Genomic DNA, 14,891 nt, shown 5'->3' with positions numbered 1-14,891 from the left:
CGGGCCCGGGCACCCGCCACCGGGGCCCAGGGACAGCCGTACTCGGGACTCCGGTCGGAACACGCTGGGCTCACTTCCCCGCGATGCCGATCCCTGTCGTGTCGTGGACGGCGAGGCTCGTCGTGCTCTCGGGGAAGACGCCGGCCCGGACGGTCCAGATTCCGGCCGCCGCGGTGGGGTCGACGGGTGCCTCGGGCAGGGAGAAGGCGCTACTCCGGCCGAGGGTGCTGGGGTGGACGTGGGCGGAGTGCTCGACCACGCCCGCGTGCGCCCACCGGTCGGACACCTTCGACACGGCGACCCGGCCTAGAGCGTGTCGTCAAATGTCACGCCCACATCAGAAGCGATGCGAGGGTGACGGCGGCTTGGTAGGACTCGGCGGTCTTGTCGTACCGGGTTGCGATGCCGCGCCACTGCTTGAGGCGATTGAAGCACCGTTCCACGACGTTGCGGCGCTTGTAGAGCTCCTTGTCGAAGGTCGGAGGGCGACCGCCTAGGCTGCCGCGCCGGAGCCGGTTGCGGACCTGGTCGGCCCGCTCGGGGATGGTGTGGGCGATGCCGCGCCGCCGCAGCCAGGTGCGGATAGCTTTGGAGCTGTATCCCTTGTCGCCCAAGACGTGGGCAGGCCGCACCCGGGGCCGTCCCGGACCGATGCGAGGTACCCGTATCGCGACCATCACGTCGGTGAACTGAGTGCAGTCGTTGGTGTTGCCGCCCGTGACGGTGAACGCGAGCGGGCGGCCCAAGGCATCGCAAGCGAGATGAATCTTGCTGGTCAGGCCGCCTCGGGAGCGTCCAAGACCAGGGCTGCGGAGCCCCCTTTTCGGGCCCCGGCAGCGTGCTGGTGGGCGCGGACGATGGTGGAGTCGACTGATACCAACCAGTTGACCTCACCGGCGGCGTCCGCCCGCGCCTGTGCTTCCCGGAGCATCCGCTCGAAGGTGCCGTCCTTGGCCCATCGACGGAAGCGGGTGTGCAGCGTGGCCCAGGATCCGAACCTCTCCGGGACGTCCCGCCAAGCCGTGCCCGTCCGGAACTTCCAAACGATCCCGTTCAGGACCGTCCGGTCATCCAGCCGTCTCCTCCCCCGTTCCGACCGAGGCAACAGAGGACGGATGAACTCCCACTCGGCGTCCGACAGTTCATGGCGACCTATCACCCGACCATGATCCACTAGTCACGCAGACAGCGACCTCCCGCCTACGGCAGCAACGGATTCGCCGGCTGCGATCCGTGCCCGGCGAGATAGAGCTTCATGGCGCACTGGTCTTCGGCCTCGATGAACACCTGCTGCCCCCAATGAGCACTGAGACGGTGCGCGACATCGACCAGTCGGCGACGTTCCTCCGGCGAGTATGCGGGGAACCGGACCCAGCCTCGTTCGGCGATGGTGTTGCCGAGATCGCTGAAGAACACCGCCCGCACGCGCTGCTCTTCCTCCTCGGTCAGCGGCATGGAGCCGTCTTCCCCAGGCTGCACCCGGACGTTGTACAGGTCTCGGATCACTGGCTTCTCACAATTCGTCGGGGCTGTTCTCGGAGAGGATATCGGCGCATCCAGTGGCCACAGCTGCCGGAATGTCCGAGCGTCTCCCCTCACTTGGATGCTCCGCCGCGCGGCTTACGGTGCTGGATGCCACGGGCCTCACCGAGGCCACTTTGACGACAGCACCTAGGGCCCGGCAGGTCTCGTCGAGGGTGGCGGAGCGGTGCTCGGACAGCTGGGCCGGGCCGAACTGCTCCCAGGCAGGCGCGGTGGTCTCGAAGGCGGTGTTGCCCTCGTCGATCCCGGCCTGGCGGATCGCGAGGACTTCACCGGCGTGGGCGGTGGTGAGGGGCATCACCAGGGCGGAGGCGGTCACACGGTGGCCGCCTCGGTCGGCGCCTGCCCCCTCGCCGCCGGCACGGCGGGCTCGACGCGGTAGTACACCCACGTCCCGCGCCGCTCGGAGGACAGCAGCCCGGCCTCCTTCAGCTTCTTCACGTGGTGGGACACGGTGGGCTGGGAGACGCCCACGTCGGAGATGTCGCACACGCACGCCTCGCCGCTCTCGTGCGAGGCGACGGCCGAGAACAGCCGCAGTCGCACCGGGTCACCCAGCGCCTTGAACATCAAGGCCGCCCGCTCCGCCTCCTCGGTCGTCAGCGGGCGCTCGGCCAGCGGCGGGCAGCACGGCTCGACCTCGCTCTGGAGCAGCGGCAGCCCCTCGTGTTCGGCATCTTTCTATGTTGACGCATGTCGAACCAGGAGGGTGCGGGCTACGGGCGACGTAGCTGCCGACCGAGCCTGCGCGGCCCGTTCGGCGTCCCGGCCCACACCCCCGCAGAGATGCCGACGACAGGCTGCGCTGCCACTCCAGCCCGAGGTGCGCGAGGCGTGGGTGGGTGAGGGAGGTGCCGTGCCGGTCCGCGCCGTCGAGGGCTCCGGGCCGGGGGCGATGTCGGGCCGGTAGCCGGTAGCCGGTGGCCAGGATGGTCGGGTCGACCTCCTCCGCCGTGCCGTCGCTCTACGTCACGAGGGGTCGTCGACGCTGCTTGTGAACGGTGGGCGCCTGCCCGGCCGGCGGCGAGGGTGGCGCGGTGGCGGCCGTCGTCGATGGCCGCCCTCGTGGTCGAATGCCTCTGGAAGCGGCCGAGCGAGGCGGAGTCCAGGCCCGTGACCGCCGGCCAGAAGCGCAGGTCGCGCCCCGGCGGCCGCTGCGGCAGCCAGTGCACTGGGGCCCGGGGCGCCAGGGCCCCCTGCGCCCTCTCTGTGATTTCGGTGGCGGCCTGCACCGCCGAGTTTCCCGCGTCGGCCACCACGCCCCGTCGGCCGCAGGGCTGGGCCGGGGCGCGGCACTCCGGGACGCGCAGCAGCGCGCCGGTGAAGGTGCCGAGATCGGGGAGGACGGGCCGGTTCGGGTGGCCGAAGCCTCCGCTGGCGGCGACCACCGCACGGGCGCTCAGGGGCGGTCCGCCGTCGAGGTCGAGCTCGAAGCCCTCCCGGCCCGGCGTGCCGAAGCGGCACGGTGCCCCGTGAGGGCGTCGGCGTCCAGGTGCTCGGTGTACCGGAGCAGGTAGGCCACCACCTCGTCGCGGTGTGGGTGGCGGTCCGGGGCGCCGCCGAACGCAAGCCCCGGCGGGCGCCGTACCGGGTGGGCGAGAAGACGGTGAGGCCGTTGGTGGCGACATCGATGCGCTCGACGGGCGACCACTCCATTTCGATGAATGTCTATGTTGACGTTCATCGATATCGAGTGCCATCCTGAGGGAGCAAGAGATCGACAGACGTCGAAGCAAGGGAATTCGTCATGAACGCCACCGCCACCGAGCAGCTGCCCGTCGTGGTCATCGGAGCCGGCCCCACCGGCCTGGCCGCAGCCGCCCACCTCACCGACCGGGGCATCGAGCCGCTGGTCCTGGAGGCCGGCCCGACGGCCGGCGCGGCGGTACGCGAATGGGCGCACGTACGGCTCTTCTCCCCCTGGAGCGAGGTCATCGACCCGGCCGCCGAGAAGCTCCTCGCCCCCACCGGCTGGGTGAAGCCCGACGAGAAGGCGTACCCCACCGGCGGTGACTGGGCAGCCGGCTACCTCCGGCCGCTCGCCGACGCCCTCGGCGACAAGGTCCGCCTCGGCGCCCGCGTCACCGGCGTCTCCCGCGCCGGCCGGGACCGGATCGTCGACGCCGACCGCGAGGCCCAGCCGTTCGTCGTCCACGTCACTTACGCCGACGGACGTGAGGAGCGGTTCTCCGCCCGCGCGGTGATCGACGCCTCCGGCACCTGGTCCACCCCGAGCCCGGCCGGAGCCTCCGGCCTGCCGGCCCTCGGCGAGAAGGCCGCCGCCGACCGGATCTCGTACCGCGTCCCCGACCTCAAGGACCCTGCCGTCCGGGCCCGGCACGCCGGGAAGCGGACGGCCGTGATCGGTTCGGGAGCCTCGGCCTTCACCGCCCTCGCGTACCTCGCCGACCTGGCCGAGGCCGAGGACGGCGCAGGGACGAAGGCGCTCTGGATCCTGCGCCGGGGCATCTCCGGTTCCACCTTCGGCGGCGGCGCCTCCGACCAGCTCCCCGCCCGCGGGGCCCTCGGCCTGGCCGCGAAGGCGGCCGTCGACCAGGGTCACGCCGACGCGGTCACCGGCTTCCGCACGGAGGCGATCGAGCGCGACGGCGACGGCCGCCTCGTCCTGGTCGGCGAGGACGGCCGGCGCCTCGACCCGGTCGACGAGGTCGTCGTCCTCACCGGCTTCCGCCCCGACCTCACCTTCCTCGACGAGCTCCGCCTCGGCCTCGACGAACGCCTCCAGGCCCCCGTCGCCCTCGCGCCGCTCATCGACCCCAACCAGCACTCCTGCGGGACCATCTACCCCCACGGCGTCAAGGAGCTGTCCCACCCGGAGGAAGGCATCTACCTTGTCGGGATGAAGTCCTACGGCCGCGCGCCGACCTTCCTCGCCCTCACCGGCTACGAGCAGGTCCGCTCCGTCGTCGCCTCGATCGCCGGCGACCACGCCTCGGCCGAGAGCGTCGAACTCGTCCTCCCGGAGACGGGCGTCTGCGGCGGCGCGGGCCTCTTCGACCAGCCCCGGGCGGACGAGAACGCGACGAACGGCGGAGGCTGCTGCGCCCCCGCCCCGGCCCTCATCCAGCTCGGCGGCACCGCGGCCCCCGCGCCGTCCTGCGGCTGATGGCAGAACCGACCACCCGCACGCGCGGGGCCGTGACCGAAACGGGGGTTCGGTCACGGCCCCGCGCCGTGCTGCCCGCGCTCTGCGCGACGCAGATCACGAGCTGGGGCATCGTCTACTACGCCTTTCCCGTCCTCAACCCCGAGATCACCGCCGACACCGGCTGGTCAAGCACCGCGACCATGGCCGCGTTCTCCCTCGCCCTCGTCGTCTCCGGCATCGCCGGCATACGCGTCGGCAGGATCATCGACCACCACGGCCCGCGCACCGTCATGACCGCCGGCTCGATCACGGGCACGGCGAGCCTCGTGGCCGTGGCCCTGGCGCCGAACCTGCCGGTGTTCTTCACCGGCTGGCTCCTGGCCGGGTTCGCCATGGCCACCACCTTCTACCAGCCCGCCTTCGCGGCCGTCACCCGCTGGTACGCCCCCGACCACATCCGCGCCCTCACGATCGTCACCCTCGCCGGCGGCCTCGCCTCCACCGTCTTCGCCCCCCTCACCGCCTACCTCGCCGACCACCTCACCTGGCGCGCCACCTTCCTCGTACTCGCCGCGATCCTCGCCGCCCTCACGGTCCCGGCCCACGCCCTCGCCCTGCGTGCCCCCTGGCCCCCGGCCCCACCGGCACCCACCGACACCGCCTCCGCGCCGCACGAGGTGATCCGCAGCCGCCCGTTCCTCCTCCTCGCACTCACCTTCCTGCTCTCGGCGTTCGCGATGTACGCGGTCGTCGTCACCCTCGTACCGCTCATGCTCGAACGCGGCTACACCACCGGCCAGGCCGCCTGGATCCTCGGCCTCGGCGGCGCCGGGCAGACCCTCGGCCGCACCCTCTACGCGACGCTCGCCCGCCACACCGGAACCACCACCCGCACCGTCGCCCTCATCCTCCTCGGCGCCTTCACCACCGTCGCGTTCGCCCTCGTCCCGGGCCCGTACGGGCTGCTGGTCGCCGTCTCCGTCCTCGCCGGCGTCGTCCGGGGCAACCTCACCCTCCTCCAGGCCACCGCCGTCACCGACCGCTGGGGCACCACCCACTACGGACGCCTCTCCGGCACCCTCAGCGCACCCGCCATGACCGCCTCCGCCCTCGCCCCCTTCGCCGCCGCCCTCCTCGCCCCGCCCCTCGGCGGTACCCCCCACCTCTTCACCCTCCTCGCCGCCCTCGGCGCCGCAGCCGCGCTCACCGCCTTCGGTGCCACCGTCCGCACCCACATCACCTGGCCGATCACGGAACGCACACAGCCGCCTGCGCCCCTTGTGAACGAGGGCCGCGGGCGAGCTGTGCGACACAAGTGCTCCCACCTGCGCCTGCACCTCGCGAACCCCGCCCCGGCCGCCGTGTTACAGGCCCGTGTGACACGGCCCCGCCCTCTCGCCGACCGTCCGGGAAAACCGATCGGCGACGTGGGGTGTGGGTGCGGCATGTGGGGGTAGGCGGTGCAGCGGAGCGAAGTGGAACACCTCCTGGACCGGCTGCGCGTGGCTCACCCCCCCGGGCGCGCGTGGACCGGCCGTCAACCGGCCCCCGCCCAGGCATCCTGGGCGGGGGTCGCTCCCATTCCCCTGCCCCCGCCCTCGACGCGGTGCCGGGAACCGCGCCGACCTCAGCCGGGCCCTCCGCGACCAGCACGTATGGCCCGGCTGCCGGCGGACGATCGTTCAGCTCCGCACGGGATCGCCTGTGTCCTGCGCACGAGCATGACCACCTGGTCGCCGACCGGCACGGAACACCCCTCGCCGTCTCGCTGACCGGCGGCAACCGACACGACGTCACCCAGCTCGTACCGCTGTCGGCCCACCATCCCCCGCATCCGCGGTCTGGTGGGCCGGCCCCCACACCGGCCGAGTCGGCCGCTCGCCGACCGTGGCTACGACACGTACCGACGCCTGCTCCGGGCCCGCGGCACCACACCGAAGACCGCCCGCAAGGGCACCGCCCACGGATCCGGCCTGGTTCACTGACAAGAATCTCGTCGTCATCGCCCAAGTGCTCGCACTTCTCGCCACCCCAGTGCTCCTTCTCACCCGTGGTCGCCGACGGGGCCACGCCGGACCTCCGGCGTACCGGCGTGGCGGGCCCAGAGGATCAGCGGGACCTGGAGGGGGAGCCGCGCGTAGGCGACGGCTCTCGCGGTTGTCGAGCGGTCACGCCAGTCGTAGGCCATCTTGACGTTCGCCGGGAACACTCCGGCGAAGAACAGGGCGGTCGCGTGGGCGCTCGCCCTTCGGGTCGCCGGCAGCGCGAGACCGGCGGCCAGGGCCAGCTCGGCCACGCCGCTGGCCGTGGTCCAGGCCCGGGGGCTGCCCGGCAGGGAGCGCGGCACGAGGGAGTCGAACTGCCTGGGTGCGGCGAAGTGGGCGAGGCCCGCCGAGGCCATCAGACCGGCGAGCAGAAGCGCCGAACGAGCAGGGGACATGGGGTTCCTTCGATCAAGAGACAGCAGGGCGTAGGAGCAGGCGGCCGGGAAACCGATCAGTTGCGGCGGCGCGGACGGATCGGGTGACGCTCACCGACAGACGGGATGAACATGACGGCGTCCAGCGGTCCTGCCCCCCACATTGTCTCCGGGGCGGAGGTGCTGGGCGGGGAATCCCGACCGAGGACCTCGACTGTGCTGCGGGCGGCGAGGCTGTGCCAGAGGCGTGAGCGGCCGATCATGGTGTGGCGGCCGCCGGGCATGCGGATGCCTCGGACCCGGGCTCCGGCCGCCTCCGCACGGCGGAGGTAGGTCCAGGTGTCGGTGGCGGACGTGACCGGGTCGGCCGGGTCGTGGAGGGCGATCACGCTGCGATTCGCCAGGTGGGTGACCGGCTCACCCGGAGGGCACCAGGGGGCGAGTGCCACGACGCCGCGGACGTGCGGATCGTCGGCGGCGCGCAGCGCGGCACGGGCGCCCATGGAGTGCCCCAGCAGCACCACGGGCAGCGGACCGGCCAGGTCGGCGAGTTCGGCCAGGGCCCGGCGCGTGTCGTGGACGGGGTCGGCGCGCTCTCCGTTCCAGCCGCGCATCCGGTAGCGGACGTAACCGATGAGGACGTCGGCGTGGCGGGGGTCCTGACCGAGCGCACGGGCGAAGGCTCTCATCCGCAGGTCGGGCAGGTTGAGGGCAGACGGGGGTGCGAGGGAGTCGGCGCGTCCGCCGTGCAGCAGCAGTACCGCGCCGACCGCGGGCAGAAATCGGGGCTCGGGGAGGTGGAGGGCGGGGAGGGCGGCGCTTCGCTCGGATCCGCTCATTTCGTGCTCTCCGGTGTGCCGCGAGCCGTCTTCCGGGGTGGCAGGGGGAGGAAGCCGCTGGTGCGGGCTGTGTACGCGGTGTAGCCGGGGCGGTGGGCCATGTGCTTTTCCAGGAGGCGTTTGCCGCTGCCGACGGTGAGGAGCAGGGTCATGAGGACCGGGGAGACGAGGACGGCGAGGGCCGGCTGCCAGGCGGTGCAGGCGAGGAGGTACAGGCCCCACCAGACGAGACTGTCGCCGAAGTAGTTGGGGTGCCGGGTCCAGGCCCACAGGCCCTGGTCCATGATCCGTCCCCGGTTGGTCGGGTTCGCCTTGAAGCGGGCCAGCTGGTGGTCGCCGACCGCCTCGAAGACGAGACCGGTCGCCCACAGCGCGAGCCCGCAGTACGCCAGGGCGTCCAGGGGCGCGGAGCTGTAGGAGGCGGCCTGGACGGGGAGGGAGATCAGCCAGACGAGGGCCGCCTGGCCGAGGTAGACGGTGCGCAGCGCGTAGAGGGTCCGGTTCCCGGGGGCCTTGTCGAGGAGGTCGGTGTAGCGGGGGTCCTCGCCGTGGCCGCGGGAGCGGTGGGCGACGTGGGCGGCCAGCCGCAGCCCCCACAGGACGGTCGTCGCGGCGACGAGCAGGCGTCGGCCGTCGTCGCCGTCACCGGCGGAGAGCAGCCAGGTGACGGCGGCGACGGCGGCGAAGGCGAGTCCCCAGGCGATGTCGACGATCCGGTGCAGCCTGCGGCGTACGGCGACGGCGAAGGTGGCGAGGAGCACCGCCGCCGCCGTGCCCGCGCAGACGGCGAGGTTGACGCCGAGGGCGCCCCAAGCGGTGCCGCTCACGCGGGCCCCGCCTCGGCGTACCAGCCGGCGGGGGTCGCCGGCATGCCGGACGTCCCCTCGCGGGCGGGACGGACGGCGAGGATCTGGTCGACGCCCATGCGGCGTTCGGCGAAGGCGAGCGACGCGCCGGCGAGGTACAGGCGCCAGACGCGGGCGGTGGTCGTTCCGACGAGGGCCTCGATGTCGCTCCAGCGCTGTTCGAGGGTGGCGCGCCAGGCGTCGATGGTGGTCGTGTAGTGCTCGCGGAGCGATTCGACGGAGCGGACCTCCAGACCGGCGGTCTCCAGCACGTCGACGGTGCGGCCGACGGGGCGCATGTGCATGTCGGGTGCGATGTACGTCTCGATGAAGGCGCCTCCGCCGGGTGCGTGGGCGCCGCGGGACATCTGCTGGATCAGGAGCCGGCCCTCGGGGCACAGCGCGTCGTGCAGCTTCGTCGCGAAGGCGGGGTATTCGGCGTCGCCGACGTGTTCGCCCATCTCGACGGCCGCGGCCGCGTCGTAGCCGCCGCCGTCGATGTCGCGCCAGTGCCGCAGCTGGACGTCCACGAGGTCGGACACCCCCTCGCGTGCGGCCCGCGCGGTGACGAACTCGTGCTGGGCGCGGGACAGGGTGACCGCGGTGACGCGGACCTTGTGTTCGCGCGCCGCGTGGACGGTGAGGGAGCCCCAGCCGCAGCCGACGTCGAGCAGCCGGTCCCCGGGCCCCAGGCCGAGTTTGCGGCAGATCAGATCGAGTTTGTCGCGCTGCGCGTCGGCCAGGGTGTAGGCCGGATCGCCGGGCCGGGTCCAGTAGCCGCAGGAGTACGCCATCGACTCGTCGAGGAGGAGCGCGTAGAAGTCGTTGGAGAGGTCGTAGTGATGGCTGATCCCCGCGCGGTCCCGCGCGACGCTGTGCAGGCCGCCGGTCAGGCGAGCCCGCCCGTCGGGGCGCTTCGGGGGCGGCCCGACGGCACCGAGGCGGACCGCGAGGGCGGTGGCCGCGGTCATGCCCGCGGGTCCGGGGCGTGTCGCGGGCCGGTCGCGGACGCTTCGGCCGGCCCTGGAGAGGGCGTCGGCGAGGTCGCCCTCGACGTCCAGGTCGCCGGTGACGTACGCCTCGGCCAGGCCGAGCTCGCCCGGCTGCCACACAAGGCGGCGCAGCGCGTCGGGCGAGCGGAGGAGCACCAGGGGCGCGCCGGCGGGACCCGTCTGGCTGCCGTCCCAGGCCCGGACGCGCACGGGGAGCGGCCCCGGGAGGAAGTGGCCGAGGAGTCGGGCGAGTCGGTCGGCGGCGGGGCTCATCGGGGGGTTCCTTCGGTGAGGAGGAGCTGGCGGACGTCGAGGTAGCGGGAGCGGAATCCGGCTTCCGAGTAGGCGAGGTAGAACTCCCACATGCGCCGGAAGACCGGGTCGAAGCCGAGTCCGGTGACGGCGGCGCGGTTGGCGACGAACTGTTCCCGCCACAGGCGCAGGGTCTCGGCGTAGTGCTCGCCGAAGCCGTCGTCGGCGGCCGTGTGCAGGCCGGCGGCGGCGGAGTGCTCGGCGATGGCTTCTCGGGAGGGGATCAGTCCGCCGGGGAAGACGTACTTGCTGATGAAGGTGTGGGTGGCGGCGGTGTGCAGCATCTGCCGGTGGCCCATGGTGATGGCCTGCAGGGCGATCCTGCCGCCGGGCGCGAGCGCGCGGCGCAGGGCGGTGAAGTAGGCGGGCCAGTACTCGGCGCCGACCGCTTCGATCATCTCGACGCTGATCACGGCGTCATAGCGGCCCTCGATGTCGCGGTAATCGCGCAGCTGGACGTCCACCCGGTCGGCGAGACCGGCTGCCGCGATTCGCTCGCGGGCCAGGGCGGCCTGTTCGACGGAGAGGGTCAGGGTGGTGACTCGCGCGCCGCGGGCGGCGGCCCGCAGGGCGAGTTCGCCCCAGCCGGTGCCGATCTCCAGCAGCCGGGTGCCCTCGCCGACGCCGGCGAGGTCCAGAAGCCTGTCGATCTTGCGGTGCTGGGCGGAGGCGAGGGACTCCGAGCGGGCGGGGAACGCGGTGAAGACCGCGGAGGAGTAGCTGAGGGTGGGGTCGAGGAAGGCGGCGAACAGATCGTTGGACAGGTCGTAGTGGCGCTGGATGTTGTCGCGGGCACCGGTGCGCGTGTTGCGGTCGGCGGTGGGACGGGCGGACACCCACAGGCCGCGGAGCCGGCGCAGCCGAGCGGGCACCAGGTCGTCGGTGTGGGCGGCGAGGACGGTCAGGGCGCCGGCCAGGTCGTCGCTGTCCCATTCGCCCGCCATGTAGGACTCGCCGAAGCCGATCAGCCCGTGGCGGCCGATCCGGCGGTGAAAGGCATCCGGATCGTGGAGCGTCAGCCGCGGCCCGACAGCTGACGAGCGGACGCCGGTGGCGGGCCCGGTCAGGGCCAGCCGGTCCAAAGCCCGGCCGACAAAGTGCCTGGCGAGGGCGGTGCGGGCAGGGGCCGCCGACGGCAGCCGAGCCACATCCGGCCACCGGCCGGCGTCGACGTCCGCACGGCAGGCCGTCGGCGCGGCTGCGGACCCGCTGTTCGGGATCGTCTGGTGAGGGATCCCGACGATGCGGCCGGCGGGCTGGGGCCGGGGTTCGGATGTGAGGACGGGGCGGGTCACGGCAGCATGCCTTTCTGCGGAGTGTGACGGGGACGGGGGCGCACGGGCAGGCCGCGCAGCAGCAGGTGGACGCCGTGGCGGCGGATTCCGGCCCAGACCGCGGCGGTGGACCAGGGCCTGCGCACGGCCGCGGACAGCAGGGCGGGCACGCTCGCGGGGCGACGGACACCCCGGACCGCCGCGGTGAACGCCCGGCCTCCCTCGTGCTCCAGCCGGATGGTCAGGCCGAGGTGCTCGCCGGGCAGCGGCAGCCGCATCCGGTAGCGGCCCTCGACCGCGAAGAACGGCGAGACGTAGAACTCCTTGTCCACCTCAGCCTCACCGGCTTCGTCCGTCCGCAGCAGGTAGCAGTGGCGCTGCCCGTAGGTGTTGTGGACCTCCGCGACCACGCACACCAGGGCGTCGGAGGAGTCGTGGCACCAGTACACGCTGAGCGGGTTGAAGACGTACCCGAAGACCCGGGCGTGCGCCAGCATCACCACCCGTCCGCCCTGCAGGTCGATGCCGTGGGCGGCCAGGAAGGCGTCGAGGCCGGCGCGGATGGACCCGGCGGTGCCTCCGAAGTGGTCGCGGGTGTCGAAACGGGCCAGCGGACGCAGCGGACGGGGCAGCACCGGCAACCGGTCCGGATCCACGCACCACAGGTAGGTGCGGTGCCGCAGAGCGTGCCGCAGGGGCTTGCGGCGGACGTGCGTGATCACGCAGTCGTACAGCGCCGCGACGGACTCCGCGCCCAGAGGGCCCGCGGACATGACGTCTCCTTCGGCGCGCGTCACCAGTCCACCCCAAAGGACCGGGCCGCCTCGACACCCGAGCGGCAGCCGTCCTCGTGAAAGCCCCAGCCGTGCCACGCTCCGGCGTACGCGGTCACGCCCGTGTTGAGCCGGGGCAGCTCCCGCTGGGCCGCGACCGAGGTCGGGGTGTAGACCGGGTGCTCGTACACCATCCTCTCCACCACCCGGTCCGCGGCGATGCCGTCCTCGCCGCCGAGGGTGACGACGTAGCCGGAGCCGGCGGGCAGCTGCTGAAGCCGCTGCATGTCATAGCTGACACGGACGGAGTCGGCGGAGGGTTCGCAGCCGGACATGCGGTAGTTCCAGGAGGCGCGGGCGCGCGGCGCGCGGGGCAGGACGGTGGTGTCGGTGTGCAGCACGGTGGGGTTGCGGGAGTAGGTGAAAGCCCCCAGAAGCCGCTTCTCGTCCGTGGTGGGGTCGGCGAGCATGCGCAATGCCTGGTCGGGGTGGGTGGCGATCACGACGACGTCGTGGGCGTCGATGGCTCCATCGCCGGTGGTGATCAGCACGCCTCGGCTGGTGCGCCGGACGGTGTGGACGGGGCTGGAGGTGCGGACGCGCTGGATGTGCTTGGCGGCGGCGTCGACGTAGGCGGACGAGCCGCCGGTGACGGTCTTCCACTGGGGGGAGCCGGTGACGGAGAGCAGGCCGTGGTGGTCGAGGAAGGCGAACAGGTACGCGGCCGGGTAGGACAGCGCGGTACGTGCGGGGCAGGACCACACGGCGGACACGAGCGGCAGGGCGAAGTGGCTGACGAAGTAGGCGGAGAACCCTCCCTCGCGCAGGAAATCCCCGAACGTGATGCCCGAGTGCGGGGCGCGGGCCAGCAGGCGACGGGCGCCGCGGTGGAAGACCGGAACCTGCGCCAGCAGTCGCAGGTAACGGCCCCGCCACGTGGGACGGGAGGCGAACAGAGCGGCCGGGCCGCGGGCTCCCGCGTACTCCAGCCCGCAGCCGTCACACCGCACCGACATGCTCATCTCGGCGTCCTGCGTGGTGATCCCCAGCTCGTCGAAGAGCCGCAGCAGGGTCGGATAGGTGCGTTCGTTGTGGACGATGAAGCCGGAGTCCACGGGCACCGCCCCGCCACCAGGCACGGCCAGTTCGCGGGTGTGGGCGTGGCCGCCGAGCCGTCCCTCGGCCTCGTACAGGGTGACCTGGTTCGAGGAAGCAAGGATGTAGGCGGCGGTCAGTCCGGCTACCCCGGCGCCAACCACGGCTACTTTCCGGTCTTCCACCACAAGCCTCCCGCCACTCGCCACGCCGCTCGGCTGCTGCGTTTCACCCGTACTTCGCAGCAGCCGGGGCAGCGGATTGGACGCGATGTGCGATGGCTGGGTGGAAAGGCCGACCGGAGGGGCGTGCCGGTTCAGCCGGTGAGACCGGCGAGACGCGTGCTCGGCGTGACGGTGGGCAGGGAGGTGGCTCCTACGGCGGTGACGTGCTTCCGGTGCAGGCGGCCGCAGCCGTTGATGATGAACACCGACCGGCGCAGGCCGATCAGGGGTGCGCTGTTCCCGAAGGACGTCGCCACCGCCCGCTCCTCGTCGGGCAGCAGGGGCATGCCCGGCCTGCGGTTGCGGGCGCACTTCTCATGACGGTCGAGCCCTTGCGGGCTGATGCCCCACGCAGTGGCTCCGGCGGACCGGAGCTGGTCCGAGCCGTCGGAGTGCGGGCACAGCTGCGCGGTGGACCCGGCGGTTGTCGGCGTCGGTGCCGCCTGCGAACCGGCGCAGGACCTCGCGGCGCTCGGCGACGAGGTGGTCGCCACACAGTCACGCCGACCAGACGCGGTCCGGCGGGACGTGGGGGCCGACCTCCAGTTCGTAGAACTCGGCCTCGATCGACGACGTGGGCAGCTTCCCGGCGGCCGCCAGATCGGCGCCTGTGGCGTCGGTGACGTACAGCGAGGCGGCGGTCTCGGGCAGCTTCTCCGCGAACGCGGCGGCTTTCTCGACCTTCTGGTGGAAGGTCATGACGATGCGCAGGTTCCACGTGGCGGCGTGTTCCAGGAGTGCCGTCTGCAGCAGCGCCAGCCGCCGGTCCCGCCGCGCCTTCTCCGACTCCCCGAGCACGGGGGAGGAGTCGCGGATCTCCAGGACGTCGATCTCGAACCCGGCGAGGATCTCCCGCTCGATCACCTCCGGCAGGCCCAGCTCGGCGAGCCACGCGCCGTACGTCCCGTCCGGGTCGTCGGCCGTCGTCGCGAGCTCCACCTCCTGGCCGTCCGTGCCCTTCTGCGGCCGGGGCGCGGCGAGGATGCGCGGCATCGCGGTCAGGCAGAGCCGGAAGTCGGCGGGGATCCGCTGGTTGTCGTGGATCGCCGCCACGGACGGCCAAGATCACCGGCGGTTCCGTGGGTCACGTCCACGATGACGAGGTCGAAGCCGTCCATGCGCTGCCCGTAGAGCCGCTCCCCGCCCGCCAGAGCGGCCTCCGGCGACCCTCGAACCTTCCGCTGTCCCTTGACAGCGTCGATGTCTTCGCGGTCCATGAGGAAGGCGTACGCGGCGAGTACGACAATCGGCCCCGGTCCACAGGGCGAGCTGAATCGGGCGAGTGGTGGTCCCCCGTACGCCCAGCGAGCCGGGGACGGCGTCGTTCTCCAGCGACCACGCCGCGACCGTCCGGCCCCGGTGGTCGCGGCGTGCCACGCCTGGGCAGTCCGCACATGCAGGTCCGAAGATCACTCTCAGGCAGAATGGTCACCACATGTGCGTTTGCAGAGCGGGAGGATTGAACAG

At 72.6% G+C, this 14,891-nt stretch carries 14 protein-coding genes and 3 pseudogenes; 3 read left to right on the top strand and 14 right to left on the bottom strand.

Annotated elements, in window-relative coordinates:
• Window positions 1-70: 70 nt before the first annotated feature.
• The 5 genes and pseudogenes from IE326_RS34045 to IE326_RS34025 form a co-directional block, all read right to left on the bottom strand.
• Complete coding sequence (locus tag IE326_RS34045) at window positions 71-295, bottom strand: hypothetical protein (protein ID WP_190044329.1); 225 nt, start codon at window positions 293-295, stop codon at window positions 71-73.
• Window positions 296-326: 31 nt separating this feature from the next.
• A pseudogene (locus IE326_RS34040) lies at window positions 327-1,156 on the bottom strand (IS5 family transposase).
• Window positions 1,157-1,200: 44 nt separating this feature from the next.
• Window positions 1,201-1,455: a hypothetical protein gene (locus IE326_RS34035; RefSeq protein WP_229915800.1), complete on the bottom strand. Its 255-nt coding sequence runs from the start codon at window positions 1,453-1,455 to the stop codon at window positions 1,201-1,203.
• Between the two features lie 58 nt (window positions 1,456-1,513).
• The gene (locus IE326_RS34030) at window positions 1,514-1,861 is read right to left on the bottom strand and encodes a hypothetical protein (RefSeq protein WP_190044328.1); all 348 of its coding nucleotides are present in this window, start codon (window positions 1,859-1,861) and stop codon (window positions 1,514-1,516) included.
• Entirely contained in the window at window positions 1,858-2,202 is a 345-nt protein-coding gene (locus IE326_RS34025; protein ID WP_190044993.1) for an ArsR/SmtB family transcription factor, read from the bottom strand. Before IE326_RS34025 ends, IE326_RS34030 begins: the two co-directional genes overlap by 4 nt.
• A 1,087-nt stretch (window positions 2,203-3,289) precedes the next feature.
• Between IE326_RS34025 and IE326_RS34020 the strand changes: the two genes are divergently transcribed.
• The 3 genes and pseudogenes from IE326_RS34020 to IE326_RS41175 form a co-directional block, all read left to right on the top strand.
• On the top strand, window positions 3,290-4,669 hold the full coding sequence (locus IE326_RS34020) for an FAD-dependent oxidoreductase (protein WP_190044327.1): 1,380 nt from the start codon (window positions 3,290-3,292) through the stop codon (window positions 4,667-4,669).
• The gene (locus tag IE326_RS34015) at window positions 4,669-6,108 is read left to right on the top strand and encodes an MFS transporter (protein ID WP_190044326.1); all 1,440 of its coding nucleotides are present in this window, start codon (window positions 4,669-4,671) and stop codon (window positions 6,106-6,108) included. The genes IE326_RS34020 and IE326_RS34015 overlap by 1 nt, the downstream gene beginning before the upstream one ends.
• Before the next feature lie 239 nt (window positions 6,109-6,347).
• A pseudogene (locus IE326_RS41175) lies at window positions 6,348-6,627 on the top strand (transposase); the annotation flags it as partial.
• 68 nt (window positions 6,628-6,695) lie between these two features.
• Here the strand turns inward: IE326_RS41175 and IE326_RS34010 are convergent.
• The 9 genes and pseudogenes from IE326_RS34010 to IE326_RS41170 all read right to left on the bottom strand — a co-directional run.
• Complete coding sequence (locus tag IE326_RS34010; protein WP_190044325.1) at window positions 6,696-7,091, bottom strand: DoxX family protein; 396 nt, start codon at window positions 7,089-7,091, stop codon at window positions 6,696-6,698.
• 56 nt (window positions 7,092-7,147) lie between these two features.
• Window positions 7,148-7,909 carry an alpha/beta fold hydrolase gene (locus IE326_RS34005; RefSeq protein ID WP_190044324.1) on the bottom strand — a complete coding sequence of 254 codons (762 nt, stop codon included), beginning with the start codon at window positions 7,907-7,909 and terminating at the stop codon, window positions 7,148-7,150.
• Window positions 7,906-8,736, bottom strand: a complete 831-nt coding sequence (locus IE326_RS34000) for a DUF1295 domain-containing protein (RefSeq protein ID WP_190044323.1) — start codon at window positions 8,734-8,736, stop codon at window positions 7,906-7,908. The genes IE326_RS34005 and IE326_RS34000 overlap by 4 nt, the downstream gene beginning before the upstream one ends.
• The gene (locus tag IE326_RS33995) at window positions 8,733-10,019 is read right to left on the bottom strand and encodes a class I SAM-dependent methyltransferase (protein ID WP_190044322.1); all 1,287 of its coding nucleotides are present in this window, start codon (window positions 10,017-10,019) and stop codon (window positions 8,733-8,735) included. Before IE326_RS33995 ends, IE326_RS34000 begins: the two co-directional genes overlap by 4 nt.
• The gene (locus tag IE326_RS33990) at window positions 10,016-11,353 is read right to left on the bottom strand and encodes an SAM-dependent methyltransferase (RefSeq protein WP_190044321.1); all 1,338 of its coding nucleotides are present in this window, start codon (window positions 11,351-11,353) and stop codon (window positions 10,016-10,018) included. Before IE326_RS33990 ends, IE326_RS33995 begins: the two co-directional genes overlap by 4 nt.
• Entirely contained in the window at window positions 11,350-12,105 is a 756-nt protein-coding gene (locus tag IE326_RS33985) for a DUF1365 domain-containing protein (RefSeq protein WP_190044320.1), read from the bottom strand. Before IE326_RS33985 ends, IE326_RS33990 begins: the two co-directional genes overlap by 4 nt.
• A gap of 20 nt (window positions 12,106-12,125) precedes the next feature.
• Window positions 12,126-13,364: an NAD(P)/FAD-dependent oxidoreductase gene (locus IE326_RS33980; protein WP_229915799.1), complete on the bottom strand. Its 1,239-nt coding sequence runs from the start codon at window positions 13,362-13,364 to the stop codon at window positions 12,126-12,128.
• A gap of 152 nt (window positions 13,365-13,516) precedes the next feature.
• Entirely contained in the window at window positions 13,517-13,918 is a 402-nt protein-coding gene (locus IE326_RS33975; protein ID WP_190044318.1) for a redoxin domain-containing protein, read from the bottom strand.
• Window positions 13,803-14,827: pseudogene (locus IE326_RS41170) on the bottom strand (DEAD/DEAH box helicase); the annotation flags it as partial. The gene IE326_RS33975 and the pseudogene IE326_RS41170, both read right to left, overlap by 116 nt.
• Window positions 14,828-14,891 lie beyond the last annotated feature (64 nt).

It is taken from the genome of Streptomyces filamentosus (assembly GCF_014654895.1).
In the GTDB taxonomy this organism is placed as follows: Bacteria; Actinomycetota; Actinomycetes; order Streptomycetales; family Streptomycetaceae; genus Streptomyces; species Streptomyces filamentosus.
This window is presented reverse-complemented; position numbering and strand designations above follow the sequence as displayed.

Coding starts and splice junctions, on each gene's coding strand:
- IE326_RS34010 (WP_190044325.1), bottom strand. CDS start 7,091: ATGTCCCCTGCTCGTTCGGCGCTTCTGCTCGCCGGTCTGATGGCCTCG.
- IE326_RS34015 (WP_190044326.1), top strand. CDS start 4,669: ATGGCAGAACCGACCACCCGCACGCGCGGGGCCGTGACCGAAACGGGG.
- IE326_RS34035 (WP_229915800.1), bottom strand. CDS start 1,455: ATGCCGCTGACCGAGGAGGAAGAGCAGCGCGTGCGGGCGGTGTTCTTC.
- IE326_RS33995 (WP_190044322.1), bottom strand. CDS start 10,019: ATGAGCCCCGCCGCCGACCGACTCGCCCGACTCCTCGGCCACTTCCTC.
- IE326_RS34020 (WP_190044327.1), top strand. CDS start 3,290: ATGAACGCCACCGCCACCGAGCAGCTGCCCGTCGTGGTCATCGGAGCC.
- IE326_RS33985 (WP_190044320.1), bottom strand. CDS start 12,105: ATGTCCGCGGGCCCTCTGGGCGCGGAGTCCGTCGCGGCGCTGTACGAC.
- IE326_RS34005 (WP_190044324.1), bottom strand. CDS start 7,909: ATGAGCGGATCCGAGCGAAGCGCCGCCCTCCCCGCCCTCCACCTCCCC.